Origin of the sequence: Rathayibacter tritici (assembly GCF_001641005.1) — a bacterium.
GTDB lineage: Bacteria > Actinomycetota > Actinomycetes > Actinomycetales > Microbacteriaceae > Rathayibacter > Rathayibacter tritici.
This window is the reverse complement of the sequence record NZ_CP015515.1, coordinates 864629-880874: the sequence shown is the minus strand read 5'-3', so window position 1 is coordinate 880874 and position 16246 is coordinate 864629. Positions and strand designations below refer to the sequence as shown.

Below are 16246 nucleotides of genomic sequence, written 5' to 3'. Positions count from 1 at the left end.
TGTCGAGTCAGGAGCCCCGGCCGATCGGACGAGGGCGGCGCGGTCCAGCTTGCCGTTCACCGTTAGCGGCCACGACGTCACCTGGACCACCGAGCGGGGCACCATCACATCGGGCAACTTCGCGCTCAGCGCTGCTCGTGCCCGGGTCTGGAGATCAGGCTCGAGGTCGTGGCCCGTTCGCGACCGGACGAAGGCCACGACGCGGTGGTCGTCCTCGACGGCGTCGTCGACCAGCACCACGGCTGTCTCGATGCCCGGCAGGGACTCGAGGTGCGTCCGGATCTCTCCGAGTTCGATGCGCTGGCCCCGGATCTTCACCTGGTCGTCCGTCCGCCCGAGGTACTCCAAGACGCCGTCCTGACGACGCCGGACGGAATCGCCCGTCAGGTAGACGCGTGTGCCCGGCAGCGCGACGCGGTCCGTCACGAAGGAGGCGGCGGTGAGGTCGTCCGCGCCCGCGTATCCGCGTGCCAGACAGACGCCTTCGATCGCCAGTGCGCCGACGTCGTCGATGCCGGTCAGGGCACCGTCACCGTCGAGCACGTGGAGCCTGGTGTTCTGGACGGGACGCCCCAACGGGACCGAGCCGCCCGGCTGCGCTCCGGCCTCGGCGGCCAGCCAGCTGCTGACGTCTATCGCCGCCTCCGTCGGCCCGTATAGGTTGTACAGCGGTGCCCCGTGGACCTGGTCGTGGCGTCGCGCGACGTGCTGTGGCAGGGCCTCCCCGCTGCTGAACACGAGCCGCACGCTCGTGCAGGCGGCCCACCCGGGACGTGCGAGCACCGCGTCCAGCATCGACGGGACGAAGTGCAGGCAGGTCACTCGGTGTCGACGGACCAGGTCGACCACGGCTGATGGGTCTCGGTGCGCTGCAGGGTCGAACACGACGAGCCGCGCTCCGACGAGGACGGGCCAGAGGAACTCCCAGACCGACACGTCGAAGCCGAAGGGCGTCTTCTGCGCGACGACGTCGTCGGGCCGGAGACCGTACTCGTGCTGCATCCACTCGATCCGGTTGACCACCGAGCGGTGCTCGACGAGCACGCCCTTCGGCCGTCCAGTGGACCCGGACGTGAAGATCACGTACGCGAGCGAACTCGGCAGTGCGGGGGTGCCGCTCTCACGCTCAGGGCACGGTACGCCGTCGGTGCCGGTGAGGTGTCCGTCATCAGCGACGAGCAGGGTCGGTCGACTCGCCTCGTCGAGCCGCCCTGCGAACGCGGACGAAGTGACGAGCACAGCAGCATCCGCCTGGCGTACCATGTCGACCAGCCGCTCGGACGGCAAGTCGGGGTCCAGGGGTAAGTAGGCTCCTCCGGCGGCCAGGACCGACCAGATCGAGACGACGATCGCGATCGACCGCTCGAGGTGGACCCCGACGACGACGTCCGGACCGACACCTGCTGCCCGCAGCGTCCGGGCGGATCGCTCGACACGGTCGGCGAGTTCGGCGTACGACAGGGTCACCTCGCCGAAGGTGACCGCAGGCCGGTCGGGATGGCGTCGGACACCGTCGGCGAACAGGTCGGCGAGGGTCGCATCAGCAGAGAACGACCGTGCGGTGTCGTTTGCGCGGGTCAGGATGTCGAGTTCGGCCTGCGGGAGGTGCGTCGCACGCCGCACGGGCGCGTCCGGGTCATCGGTCAGGACACCGGCCAGCGTCTCGAACCGCTCCAGGAACCGCTCGGCGGCAGTGGCCGTGAGCCGACGACCGTCGTACCGCGCATGCACGTCGTACCCGTCTGCCCGCTCGACCACTTCGAGCCGGAGGGTGAATTCCCCCGCTTGCGCCACGTCGTCGTCGAACGTCACCCGGGCAGCCAGTCCGCCGGCATCTCGCGGGTCGGCTCCACCCATCAGCGTGCGGTTCTGAAAGGCGAAGGCGAACGACAGCGCCGGTTCGCTCGAGCCCCGGGAGACCGTGAGAGAGTCGCGAACGATGACCGGGAGCGGGACCTCCCGGTGGTCGAGAGCGGACGCGACCGATGCCGAGACGCTCCGGAGCGCCGCAGCGAAGTCCTCGCGGTGGTCGACCACCGCAGGCAGGGGCAGCAGGTTCACGAAGTACCCCACCGCCCGCGCGGACCCGTCGTCGGCCCGCACATCGGTGGGGACACCCACCAGGAACGGCGCCTGAGGGTCGGCTACAGCGCCAGAGCGGTGCAGCAGGACCTCGTAGACCGTCAGGAAGACCGTCGCCGGACTTACTCCAGCCGTCCTCGCCGACGCGAGCACGCGGGTCACCACATCGGGTCCAAGGCGCCGCGTCGCGCTGGCCCCGACGGGTGAGGTCCCCGCTTCGACGGGCGTCTCGACGTCCAGCACGGGCCTCGGTCGGGTGTCTCGGAGAACGCCCTTCCAGTACTCGCGAGCGCTGCGACCCCGATCGCTCCCGAGGAACGCGACCTCGTCCGCAACGAACTCTTCGTGTGCCCACCGCTCCGGCCCGAGCGCCGGTGCCTCGGCCCGCAGCAGGGAGTCGTACGCCCGGAACAGGTCTTTGACCAACACGCGCATCGAAGCCCCGTCGACGACGAGGTGATGCGCTGCGACGACGACGAGAGTGTCGCCGGAAGGCAGGCTGCGCACGGCCACACGGGCAAGCGGGCCACGCTCCAGGTCGAACGGCCGCCGTGACTCGTGCTCGACCCACCGCACCGCGTCGTCCGCGAGTGTCTCCGACGCTCGTGGGACATCGGTCTCAGACGCGACGGAGACCTCGGGCTGGACGCTGGCCGGGACGAGGACAGGGTCACCGTCGCGCCCGTCCACGCGCATCTGCAGGAGCGTATGCGTCGCGACCACCACGCCGAGTGCGTCCCGCAGCACCGTCACCTCGAGCCCGCCACGCACCACGAAGCACACCGGCACCACGAAGACCGACGACAGGGGCTCGAGTGACTGCGCGAGCCAGATGCCCTTCTGCCCCTCGGAGAGCGGCAGCCGGGACCGGTCGGAACGCTCGTAGTACGCAAGGACGTCGTCGACGTCAACACGCCCGAGGGCGAGGTCGGCCAGCAGGGTGTCTTCGTCCGTCATCCGTCGTTCCTCAACAATGTCTTGGCCGTCTCCACGTCGATCTCGCCGTCGCGGAGCGCCCGCAGGGTGCGGAGGCGCCCCTCGCGAGGAGCGACGGACGGGTCCGCCGGACCGCACGCCTCCTCCGTCGGTGCCCCGCTGCCGTCCGGCAGGGTCGCGAGCATCTGGGAGAGCGTGCGGTGTCGCGCAATCTCCCGTGCTGAAAGCTCCACGCCGAAGCGTTTCCGGAGACCGCGTTGGAGGCGCGACCACACGATCGAGTCCACGCCCCATGCGCGGGCATCGCCGTCAGCCGACAGCTCGCTGACAGTGGTCCCGAGCGCATCGGCCAGGAGGTCCAGGGCGAAGGCTAGGACCGATGCGCGGTCTGCGGGGACCGCCCCTGGGCCGGTCGGGCGCTCCGACGTGTTCGGCTCGCGCTCGTCCACGGTTCGGTCCGGGGTGGCACTCGCTCCCGTGACGTCCTCGACGTCGATCCAGTGGCGCCGACGGAGCAGCGGCGTCGTTGGCAGATCGATCCGCCGTGCATGCTCGTTCGAGGCGAGGTGCTCCCAGGGGACGACGGCCCCCCGGACCCACGCCTCAGCGAGTGTCCCTGGGTCGTGCTCGTCGAGCAACGTCTCCACGAGCGCTCGACCGGCGGCGCCGGTGAAGACGTGGCTCAAGGGATTGGAGCCCTCGGGACCGGTCGCGAACACCCCTCCGAGCCCCGCCGCGAGGACTGTCTCGACACCGCCCGGACCCGCAGCCACCAGGTCGCGCCAGGCTTGCAGCAGCTCGGCGCGTGACGACGCGACGATGGCGAGACGGTGCGCGGTGTGCTCCCGCGCGGTCTGGAGCGTGAACGCGACGTCGGCGAGCAGTGCGTCCGGGCGTGCCTCGAGCCCACGAATGGCTGATCCCACGGCAAGCCGGAGGTGCTCGGGGGTCAGGCCCGAGAGCACGACCACGCTCGGCACCGAGGAACTCGGCATACGACGGGGCGCGCGGACCGGCGGGGACTCGACCACGAGCGCCACGGAGGTACCGCCTGCCCCCACCGAGTTGACGAGGGCCCGGAGCGGCGTGCCCTGCACCTTCCCCGCGGGGGCCTCCCAGACCTCGTCGGACTCGACGAGTTTGAGCATCGTGCCCTGCCGGTCGATGTGCGGGTTGTCGTCGCCGGCCGTCGTCAACGGGACCAGACGACGGTGGCGCAGCTGCAGCAGCACCTTCGTCAGCTGAGCGATCCCAGACGCCCCTTCCGGGTGCCCGAGCGCTGACTTGACCGTGCCGACCGCGACACGGTGCTGGACCCCCTCGAAGACCTCGCGCAGTGCTCCGAACTCGACGGCGTCGGCCAGGGCGGCGCCGTTAGCCGCGGCCTCGACGTACCCGATGTCCTCCGCTGTCAGCCCTGCCATCACCAGGGCCTGGTCGAGCGTCGAGACCTGCGCCGCGCGGCTCGGGGTCATGAAACCCGAGGCTCGCCCGCCGTGCCGAGTCGCGCTCCCCGTCACCAGGGCGAGGACGTCGTCATCGTCCTGCTCGGCTTCGGAGGCGCGCTTCAGCAGGACAGCGCCGACGGCCTCACCTGGGAGGTACCCGTCACCGTCGCGGAAGCTCCGACTGTCCGGCGAGCTCGCCAGCATCTGCGCCTGGGAGAGCGAGACGAACTTGTCGGAGTCGAGGGTCAGGTTCACGCCGCCCGCGATGGCCAGGTCGCATTCGCCCGCGCGGAGCGCCGCGCAGGCCAGGTGGATCGCGAGGGCCGATGACGAGCACATGCTGTCGACGGCGGTGCTCGGTCCCTCCAACCCGAAGTGGTGAGACACGCGGTTCGCGATCATGTTCAACGACGAGCTCGACACCAGCGCGCGTCGTGCGAGGTCGGTGTCTCCGCGCCCGTACATGCGGTACATCGAACCCACAAAGACCCCGACGCGGCGCGCGTAGCGGTCCTCGAGGACTGCCTGCGTGACCCCGGCGAACTCTAGGAGGCGGAGGCTCGTCTCCAGGAAGAGCCGCTGCTGCGGATCCATCGCTGCTGCCTCGCGAGGCGATGTACCGAAGGTCACGGCGTCGAAGCGGTCCACGTCGATGAGGAACGACCCCCACTTGCCGACAGATGTCCCTCGGCCGTCGCGATCGGCGTCGTGGAGCGCATCGGCGTCCCAGCGGTCAGCCGGTACCTCCGTGATCGCGTCGCCGCCGCTGCTGAGCATCTCCCACAGCCCGTCCACGCCCCCGGGGCCCGGGTAGTCGCCGCTCACAGCGATCACCGCGACCGGTTCCGCCGCCGCTGTCCGACGCGGAGGCGCAACCGGATGCGTGGTGACGCCGCCGGAGTCCTCGGCGTCCGATGCATCGGGCTCCGGCGTCGCGGCGGGTGCAGACTGCGTGGCGGGGTGGAGCGATGTCCCGGCCGCAGGCTCTGCGACCACCCCGGCGCGCCGGATGATGTGGCGTGCAACGGCCCGCGCCGTCGTCGCCTCGAAGAAGAGCGTCGCCGGCAGCGGCCAGAAACGACGTCCGAGGTCGCTCGTCACCTTCGCCGCGACAACCGACTCGAGCCCGTAGCGCTCGAGGGGGACGTCGGCCTCGATCCGGCGAACGTCGAGCTTGAGTGCCGCTCCAATGCGCTCCCGCACGGCCCCCAGGACGACGTCCTCCGAGAGGACCCGGGAGGGCGTCGCGGGGCTCGTCGCCTCGGGCGCGGCGGCGCGGTCGATGGACACCGGTGGTGTCGCGGAGGGCCCCTCGACCCAGGCGCCTGGCGCATCGACGAGTCGGTCGCGCAGGACGTCGAGGTCACCGACCAGGACGACAACGTGTGACACCGTCGGCAGGTGGACGAGGTCCCGGAGCACGTCGAAGCCCTCGTCCGTCGTCAGCCTGCGCTGACCCGACCTCGTCAACCAGGCGTCCACGCTGTCGGGTACCGCCATGCCTCCGTCCGCCCAGAGCGGCCAGTCGACGGCCAAGGTCCGCCCCTGCCGCTCGCCACGGTGGACGAGCGCCGCCCGCTGCGACGCGAAGTCCGAGACGAACCGGTTCGCAGCTGCGTAGGAGGTCTGGCCCGCGTTGCCGAAGCTGCCCGAGGAGGACGAGAAGGCGAGGAACAGCCGCAGGGGATCTGCCCGGGTTGCCTCGTCGAACGCCACCACCGCGGTGACCTTCGGGGCGAACACCTCGGCGAGATCAGCGGGGTCGGATCGCACGAGGAGGGCGTCACGCAGCACCCCTGCTGCGAGGACGACGCCCGTGATGGGCCCGTGGGCAGCGCGGACGGCATCGCAGACGTGCTCGACCTCGTGGGCCCGGCCGACGTCTGCGCGTCGGTACTCGACGACGAGTCCGGGCCTGCGCACCGTCGCGATCGCGTCCTGGACGGCGGAGGACGGTCCGGACCGGCCGACGAGGACGACGACGGCTCGCTCGACGTCGGCGGCGATCCGGCGCAGGACCTCCAGCCCAAGCGCCCCTGCGCCCCCTGCAACCACGTACAGTCCGTCGTCGTGCCATGCGGACGCGTCGGAGGTCGGGATATCGATCGCTCTTCGTCGACGGACGTAACGGCGACCGCCGCCGCGGTGGACGATCTCTGCCGCGGTTGACCCCGCGTCGGCCAGCAGGCGCTCGGCGAGCTCGCCACCCGTGGCTCCGTCCGTCGAGGTGACGCACTGGACGCGCAGGTCGTCACGCTCCTGTTGTGCCGACAGGAGCATCGCCGCGAGGGCGGATCCGGGCACGAAGTCGGCTTCGACCGACGCCACCGTGAGCACCTGGACGAGGTCCGGCGCTGTGGCGGACGAGGAGTGCTGGAGTGACTGCAGCAGGAGCACGAGGGCGTCCGCCGCGCGGCGGAACTCGACGTCCACAGGGCCGCCGCGTGGACGGACCCGTTCGATCCGCACACCACGCGGCGACGCGGCGACCAGCTCGGCGAAGCCATCGTCGTCGAGCTGGCCGACGACCAGGACGATGCGCTCGGCGGCAGCCAGTGCACGATCGGGATCAGCGGTGACCGCCTCGGGCACGAGGACCGGGGCGAGCACCAGTGGGGCAACCGGCGGGCGTGCGCCGAGGGTGTGGGAGCCGATGCCCGTCCCGTGGGCGGCATCCATGCCGCGGTCCGTCGCCAGCGCCGGACCGGTGTCCGTGCCGTCGTCGGTGTACCAGTACCGCTCACGTGCGAAGGGATACCCGGGCAGGCTCACGCGCGCTCGAAGGGAGGAGGACGGCAGCTCGTGCCAGGCCACGGTCGCACCCGATGCCCATGCTCGGGCGAGACGCAGCAGGGCGCTCGGCGAACCGTCGAGCTGGACGGCGGCGACGGCAGCGACGCCGTTCTGGACCGCGTCGCTGGTCTGGACCTCGCCGCACGCCGCGCGACCGGCGACGACGGTCGCCGGTGTGACGCCGTCTCCGAGGTCGGCGAGCACGGCGCGCGCTTCGGTGAGTGAGGACGCGACGAAGGCCCGACGGTGTTCGAGGGCGGCCCGTCCGTCCTGCAAGGTCCACGCGACGTCGGCCAGGGCCGACTCGGGCAGTTCCTGCAACCGTGCCGCAAGCCTGCGCGCGACGTGGACCAGCTCTTGCGGCGTCCGGGCAGAGACGACGAAGAGCTCAGGCTCCGGCCGCTCGGCGGTCAGCGCTCGCTCGGGAGCGTCAGCTTCCGAGACCACCATGTGCGTGTTCGAGCCACCGGCACCGAAGCTCGACAACCCCGCCACACGCCCGGCCGTCCGGCCCGGCGCTGCATGCCACACGTCCAGACGCCGCTGGATCTCGAGCGGGTTCCCGTCGAGGTCCAGGAAGGGGTTCGGTTCGTCCGAGTGGAGGCTCGGGACCAGCTCGTGGTGCTGGAGCTGAAGCAGGACCTTCGTCAGCCCCGCGACACCGGCGGCGCTCTCAGTGTGGCCAATGTTCGACTTCACGGAGCCGACGGCACAGCGGTCAGGGGCTCCGCCCGCCGCACGGGAGAACGCCCGAGCGAGTCCTGCGATCTCGATGGGGTCCCCCAGCGCGGTGCCCGTGCCGTGCGCCTCGACGTAGTCGATCTCGCGAGCGTCGATGCCCGCATCCTCCCAGGCACGGAGGAGGACGTCGCCCTGCGCCACGGGATCAGGGACCGAGAAGCCGTGAGTCCGACCGCCGTGACCGACGGCCGAGCCCTCGATCACCCCGTAGACATGGTCTCCGTCATGACGAGCCTGGTCGAGTCGTTTCAGCACGACGGCGCCCACCGCCTCGCCCGGTACGTAGCCGTCACCGCCTGCTCCGAAGCTGCGGCAGTGGCCGTCACTCGACGCGAAGCCGCCCTGGTCGAGCAACAAGTACTTGTTCGGGTGCACGGACACGTTGACACCGCCAGCGAGGGCAGCATCGATCTCCCCACGCCGGAGGGCTTCGCAGGCCAGGTGGATCGCCGTCGACGAGGACGAGCACATGGTGTCGACCGCCAGGCTGGGGCCGGAGAGACCAAAGGTGTACGAGACGCGGTTCGCGATCGACGCGGCGCTGCCGGACAGCGCGATCGGCCGCCCTCGCTCCTGGGCCTGCGCGCCGTAGAGCTGGTACTCCTCGTACATCACGCCCACGTACACGCCGGTCTGCTGGTGGACCCGGCTGAGCGAGGTCGCGCTGTACCCGGCGTCCTCGACGGCGTGGTGGGCGCACTGCAGGAACAGACGCTCCTGGGGGTCCAGGAACTCCGCCTCGCGCGGCGAGATGCCGAAGTGGAGCGGGTCAAACTCGTCGACTCCGTCGAGGAAGCCGCCGGACACACCACCCGGTGTGCCCGAGGGCGCGGTCAGCCCGCCGCGCAGGAGGCGCCACCGGTCTCCTGACACGCGGCTGACGCTGTCGCGTCCTGCTCGGAGGTTGTCCCAGAACGCCGCCACGTCATCCGCCGCGGGGTACCGGCCCGCGAGACCGACGACCGCGATCCGCTCCCGATCCGGTCGCCGCCCAGGGGAGGCCGCCGCCGCCGACGACACCGCCGTGGACCGTGCGGCCATCGAGTCCTGCACACGGGTCACACCGGTCGGCGTCGCCGCCTCCGTGGAGACGACCTCCTGCAGGGCCGTCCCAGGCCGGTTCTCGACCAACCACTCATGCAGACCCCGGATGTTCTTCACCTCGAAGAGCAGCGTCTTCGGCAGGGTGCCGTAGGCCCGCTCGAGCACACGTGTCAGGGACATGGCAAGCATCGAGTCCATGCCGTAGCGGTCGAACGTCGCGTCTGTCTCGACGCGAGCAGGGTCGATCCCGGCGGCGTCGGCCACCATCGTCCGGAGTCGGGTGAGCAGTCCGGGTGATGCGTCGCGCCGGGTCAGCGGCTGCGGTCTCCGGCGCGCGGTGAGGCCGAGCAACTCGGTCGTCAGACGTCCACGGTCGTCCCAGATCGACACGTCGACCACTGCGAGGTCGGGGGTGACGGCACCTCCGCCGAGCCTGACCGTGACGGTGGAACGCTCGGACGACGGCGCATGGACGCGCACGTGCCGCAGCGCGAAGGGCAGCGCGGACTCCCCTCCGACACCGGCGCCACCCCGCCACGTCATCATCAGGGTCGACTGGAGTGCTCCGTCCACCAGACCCGGATCGAGGACAGCACCGCCGCCTGCATGCTGTCGGACGAGGTCCGCCACCACGGTCGGTGGACCGCCTGCGGCCTCCGACAGACCCGCCCGGCGTACGGTACGGTGCGTCGTTCCGTAGCCCATGCCGCGTGCGGCGTAGGCGTCGTAGAACGCCGTGTCGTCGACTTGCAACGTGGTGTCGGCCCAGAGCGCCGCCACGTCGATCGTCTCCGACGGGGTCGTCGGGGCCCGGCCGACCGTTGCGGAACAGCGGCTGCTCTCCATGGTCACTCCATCGACGACCGTGCTGATGCTGACCGAGAAGCGGTCCGTCTCGACGAGCTGCACCTCGACCACGACGTCGAGGCCGGTGCTGACCTGCGCAGCCGGGCGGAGCCACGAGAAGTCGTGGAGCTCGACCGCCGACGGCGAAGTCCGTTCGGCGACCCACGCGACGGCTCGGCGCGCGACCTCGAGGTGCGCCGACGCCGGGAGCACGGCGGTACCCCCGATCCTGTGGTCCCGCAGGAACGGCTCGGAGCCGTCGAAGGCGTGCAGGAAGGCGATGCCTCCCGCACCCGCGGTCGTCCGCTGCCCGTCCAACGGGTCGTGCGGAGCGCCCGCTCCACCGGTGTCGGGCTGGGCACCACCACGTCGTGGCCAGTAGGACTCGTCGGCCAGGACCGATGGCGGCAGGCTGGTCCGGCGTGGTCGGTCACCCGCCGGGTGGAGTTCGTACCAGTCGACGTCCTCGCCGGCGCACCAGGCGGCGGCGAGTCCCTCAATGTCGCCGCCGGGCTCGAGGACCCCCCGCCACCGCGACGTAGTCGTCGAAAGGTCGCGGATCGCGCCGATCGGCACGTGTGCGGCCACGCCGCGCTGCCAGCGAGGACCGCCAGGGGAACCGGCTGAGGCTTCACCGTCGGCGAGGCGCCCGAGTGCGCCGAGCAGCTCGGCGCGGTCGGACACCACGATGGCGGCCCGGGATGACCTGTGGTCGCGACCGACCTGGAGCGTGAACGCGACGTCGCCGAGCGCTGGAGCGTCGTCACCGGCCCGCGCGAGGACCTGCTCCAGCCTGGAGGCCGTGGCTCGCAACCGGACGTCGTCGTCCGCGGACAGGACCACCAGGACCGCTCGACCGGCGTCGCTGCTGGGAACGCTGTCGTCGACGTACTCCTCCAGGACGGCATGCGCGTTGACGCCACCGAAGCCGAAGGAGCTGACACCTGCCCGCCGCGGGACGTCACGCCCGTCAGGCCCGCTCAGCCGTGTCCATGGGCGCAACTCCCCCGCCACGGTGAACGGCGTCTCCGCGAGCCGGAGGTGCTCGTTCACCGGCGAGCTGTTGAGCGACGGGACGATGATCCTGGACTGGAGCTGACGGACCACCTTGACGACGCTTGCGACACCCGCCGCCAGTTCAAGGTGCCCGATGTTGCTCTTGACCGATCCCAGCACGCACCATGGCTGCTCTGGCGCATCCGAACCACCGAGAAAGGCCTTGCTGAGCGCTGCGACCTCGATCGGATCGCCCAGCACCGTGCCCGTACCGTGCGTCTCGACGTACCCGATCGACTCGGCATCCACATCCGCATCGTCGAGGGCAGCTCGCACGACGTCCGTCTGAGCGGCGGGGTTGGGCGCCGTCAGTGAGTGGGACCGACCGCCGTGGTTCTCGGCCGTCCCACGGATCACGCAGAGGATGCGATCGTGGTCTTGCTCGGCGTCGGCGAGCGGCCTAAGGACCAGCACGGCGGCACCTTCGCCACGCACGTAGCCGTCGGCTCGCGATGAGAAGACCTTGCAGCGGCCGTCTTCGGCCAGCATCCCCGCGCGACCGTACGCGCTGTGCAGGCTGTCGTCCACCATCGTGTTGACGCCGCCGACCAGTGCGAACCGCGACCGTCCCGAACGGAGGGCCGTCACGGCACGGTGCAGCGCGACAAGCGAACTCGAACAGGCGGTCTCGACGGGCTCGCTCGGGCCGTGGAGGTCGAGCAGGTAACTCACTCGGTTGGGACCGATGGAGCCGGACAACCCGGTGGCCGGATGGCCGCCGTCGCTGGTGGAAAAGTCGAGCAGCGCGGCGTAACCGCTGGGAGCCGTACCCGCGAACACGGCCGTGTCGCTGCCCGCGAGGGTGGACGGTGCGTGACCGGCATCCTCCAGGGCCTGCCACGCGTGGGTCAGCAGGAGCCGCTGCTGCGGATCCATGCTGCGTGCTTCCCGGGGCGAGATGCCGAAGAACAGGGGGTCGAAGCGATCGATGCCGTCGATAAACCCGCCCCACCGCTGATGGTCAGGAACGGTGTCGGTGCCGATCGATCCCGCGCGCCAGTCCCATCGCTCAGCGGGTACCTCGGTCACCGAGTCCTGGCCGGCGACCAGGCCCCTCCAGAAACCGTCGATGTCGTCCGCGCCGGGGAAGACTCCGCTCATGCCGATGACAGCGATGTCCTCGGGGCGGGTTGCCGGACGGGACGACCTGGACGACCCCACTGCCGGCTGCGGCGCGTCTTGTTCGCCGAGCCCGGTGTGCGGAGGCGCCGGCGGACCTGGGGCGGGGACCACCGAGGCCGGCGGGGTCGGGTTCGGGGTGCTGCCTGTCGGGAGCGAACCGCTCGCGGCGAGATGCGCCGAGAGGCTGCGGATCGTGCGGAACTCGAAGAACACCGTCGGCAACAGCGACGTGCCGTGGATGCCGTTCAGGGTGTCCGCCAGCTCCGTGAGGCTGATGGAGTCGAAGCCGAAGGCACCGAGTTCGTCGTCCGTGGTGAGGTCGTCCGGCGAGACGGCGAGCTGGGCTGAGACGGCCGCGGTGACCGCGGCTGCCCAGACCTCGGTCGCATCGGGGCCGGGCGTCGTGGAAGCAGTCGACTGCGCTGCGGTCGCGGTCTGCGCGGACCAGCGCTCCAGGAGGGCGGTGGGATCCCCAGCCACGACGACGGTTCCCGGGCGCCCCGAGCGCACCGCCGAGTCGAGTGCACGCAGGACGTCATCGACACCGAGCGGACGGAGCCCGAGCGCTGCAAGCGCCGCACCGGCGCCGTCCGACGCGGTCATGCCGCCGCCGTCCACGAGCGACAGCGCGAGGGCGCAGGAGACGCCTGCGCTGCCGCCAACCGCCGTGCGCTCGGCTCTGCCCCTCATGTAGGCGTCGACGAAGGCGTTGGCCGAGGCATAGTCGGCTTGGCCGACGCTGCCCCACGTCCCCGCGGTCGACGTAATGCCCACAAAGAAGTCGAGGGGCTGGTCCCGTGTCGCCGCATCGAGTGCGGTCGTGCCTGCGACCTTGCTCTCCAGGACGGTCCGGATGTCTGCGGGACCCTTGGTCGTCAGGAAGCCGTCTCGGAGCTCCCCCGCGCAGTTGATGACACCTGTAATCGGCCCGTGCGCGGCAACGAGGCGTTCGACGAGCCGAGCGACGCTGAGCGGATCCGCGAGGTCGGCGGTCTCGAAGACGATCCGACTGCCGACGGCGGTGGGCGTGCTGTCGGGCGCGGCCGTCCGGCTCACCGCGACGACGACACCGTCCGGCATCGCCGCAGCGAGGTGCTCGGCCACAGCCCTCCCGATCCCTCCCGTGCCTCCTGCGACGAGGACGACGCCGTTGCGCCGCCACGGGAGCGCCCGACCGGCGGCCTCGCTGTCTGCGACCGCAGCCAGGCGGAGCTCCTCTATCCGTGGGCCGTCGATGCGGACCCTCGCCGTTCCTCCGATCTGACAGCCCACGACGTCGGCGATCTCGCGCGCCGACGGCGTCCCGGTGAACTCCGTCGTGCGGCAGCGGAGCGTGGGGTGTTCGAGCGACGCGGAGCGGAGGAGGGCGTCGAGTCCGGCGAAGGCGCGAACGGGTGCTTCCGATGCTCCGACGACCACGAGCTGGGCCGTGACGTCGGCAGCGTCACCTCGTGCCACCAGCGCGGCGAGGTCGTCGTGCATCTCGACAACGGCGTCGGCGTAGCCTTCTCCGAGCGCGCCGACGGAACGGAGCGTGCGGACGCGTGAGCCCGGTGGCAGGAGTGCGGCGACGTCGTCCGCCTGCTGCAGCGTCGTGCCGGCCAGCCACAGGAAGGTCCTCCTGGGACGCTGCACCCGGTCACCGACGACGGGCTCCCACTGCGGCTGCAGCGACACGACGTCGGTGGCGGCACCTCCGACGGGCTCCGAGCGTCGACCAGTTGGGTCGACGAGCCAGTACTCTTCGCGAGCGAACGGGTAGCTCGGCAAGGCCACCCGCTGCGGCTCGGATCCCGCGAACAGGGTATCTGCATCGACCTCCTGACCGACGGCCCATGCACGCGCGGCCCCGACCGGCACCGTCGTCATCACGACAGGGCCCGGCGTGGGCACCCGTGGGGCGACACCGGTGATGACGGCCGGGTGGCTCCCCGTCCTCGTCCAGGCGTCGAGCACGGAGGCCGCGACGCCGGCATCGGCCGCGGTGAATGCGAGCCGATGGGCGAAGTGCGCGCGGCCCACGAGGAGCGTGAACGCCACGTCGCGCACGCGCTGCTCCGACGTGCGCAGATGGTCGCGGAGCTGCTCGGCTCGACGCCGCAGCTGTTCCGGGGTACGGGCCGACAGCACGATCGCGACGTCGCCGGCATCGTCGTCCGGCCGCTCCGTCGCGACCGGCGACTCCTCGAGCACGAGGTGCGCGTTCGTCCCGCTGTAGCCGAACGCGTTCACCGCCGCGGTGCGGGTGCCCTCGACGACCCATGGGCGCGCGACGGTGTTCACGAAGAACGGCGTTCCCGAGAGGTCGATGTGCGGGTTCAGTTCGGAGAACTCGACGGTCGGCGGCAAAACGGCGTGTTCGAGGGCCGACACGGCCTTGATCAGCCCGGCGACACCCGCGGCACTGGCCGTGTGGCCGATGTTGCTCTTCACGGACCCAAGGGCGCACCTTGCGTCGTCCGTGGGTGGGATGGCGAACCCTGCCACGAGCCCCTCGATCTCGACCGGGTCCCCGAGTGCCGTGCCGGTTCCGTGCGCCTCGACCAAGCCGATCGTCGCCGGGTCGATGCCGAAGCGCAAGTGCGTCCGCGACACGAGGTCCGCCTGCGCTTCCGACCGCGGCGCCGTGATGCCGTTGGACCGGCCGTCCTGGCCCGTGCCCCAAGCGGTGATGACCGCACGGACGCGGTCGCCGTCGCGGATCGCGTCGTCGAGGCGCTTGAGCAGCACCACGCCGACTCCTTCCCCTGGGACGAACCCGTCGGCGCGAGCGTCGAATGCGGAACAGTGCCCTCGTGGCGACAACGCCCGGAGCTGGCTCATGGCGACGTGCACGCCGGGTCCCGGGAGCACCATGACGCCGCCGGCGATCGCGGTCTCGCTCGCCCCCGTCAGGAGGCTGTCGCAGGCGGTGGCGATCGCGACGAGCGACGACGAGCACGACGTGTCGATCGCCTGGCACGGACCGCGGAGATCGAAGGTGTAGGAGACGCGCCCGGCGAGGACGGCGTTGCTCATGCCGAGGTTCTGATGTGCACTGAGCCGGTCCGGATAGACCGGGCCGCCGTAGCCGTTCGCGGTGCATCCGACGAAGACGCCTGTCTGGGTCCCGGCGAGGTCCCGGGGGGAGCGCCCCGCGTCCTCGAGGCACCGCCAGGTCTCGCGGAGGAGGAGGCGCTGCTGCGGATCCATCTGTTCTGCTTCTGCCGGGGAAATCCCGAAGAAGAGCGGGTCGAACTCAGCCGCGCTGCTGAGCACGCCCATCCACTTGCTCGACGAGCGACCGCGGACCCCGGGCTGCGGGTCGTAGAGGTCGTCCACGCTCCATCGGGAGAGCGGCACCTCGCTGACGGAGTCGCGGCCGTCGACAATGTTGCGCCAGTACTGGTCGACATCGTCGGCGCCGGCGAAGGCCCCAGCCATCCCGACGATCGCGATGCGGACCGACTGCCCCGCGGCGGCGGCCGATGTTGTCCGTGCGAGCAGGGGCTCGTGAGCCTGTGCAGTCTGCGGCTGCGTCTCCGCTGCCGGGGGGGCGGCTTCCTGGGCGGGTGCTTCCTCGACGGTCGGCGCATCAATGGTCGGTGGACCGACGGTCGTCGACTCGGCGACGGCCCCGTTGCCTCCGTCGCCGACGGCAGCGGCCAGGTCGGCGAGCGTCGAGTGCGAGTAGACCGACGTCGCGGTTAGGGAGAGACCGAACGAGCGGTTGATCGCTCGGGTCCAGGTCACACCCGTCACGGAGTCGACGCCGAGTTCGACGAACGGCACATCCACGTCGAGGTCATCAGAGTCGACCTCGAGTTCCCGAGCGAGACTGTCGCGCAGCCGGATGAGGAACGGGTCCAGAGGACGGGGCGACGAGTCCGGCGCTGACGAGTCCTCGGGCAGCGAGTCCGATCCCGAGACGACCTCCTCGGACGGCAGTGCCGAGAGGATGCTCGCGGTGAGACCAGCAACGGTGGGATGGCTGTATACGTCCCCGACGGTGAACGACGTGCCGAGGTCCGCGTTCAGACGCCGGATCCAGATCACGCCGGCGATGGAGTCCAGTCCGAGTTCGACGAAGGGAGCGTCGACGTCGAGTTCTTCGGGCGACAACTCGAGCTCGCGCGCGAGCGTGTCACGGACGTGGCGGAGCATCCGCGCCACACGATCGGCGTCGGTACTGTTCGTGA

1 protein-coding gene and 2 pseudogenes are annotated in these 16246 nt (G+C 71.0%); all 3 read right to left on the bottom strand.

Annotated elements, in window-relative coordinates; translation table 11 throughout:
- Positions 1–84: 84 nt before the first annotated feature.
- Positions 85–1455: pseudogene (locus A6122_RS17835) on the bottom strand (amino acid adenylation domain-containing protein); the annotation flags it as partial.
- A 144-nt stretch (positions 1456–1599) separates the two neighbouring features.
- Positions 1600–3039, bottom strand: a pseudogene (locus tag A6122_RS17830) (condensation domain-containing protein); the annotation flags it as partial.
- Positions 3036–16211, bottom strand: coding sequence for an SDR family NAD(P)-dependent oxidoreductase (locus tag A6122_RS16395; protein WP_167542341.1), 13176 nt, complete (start codon positions 16209–16211; stop codon positions 3036–3038). The gene A6122_RS16395 and the pseudogene A6122_RS17830, both read right to left, overlap by 4 nt.
- Positions 16212–16246: the final 35 nt, after the last annotated feature.

Excerpts from the sequence above, each read along its gene's own strand:
- A6122_RS16395 (WP_167542341.1), bottom strand. The coding sequence starts at position 16,211 with ATGCTCCGCCACGTCCGTGACACGCTCGCGCGCGAGCTCGAGTTGTCG.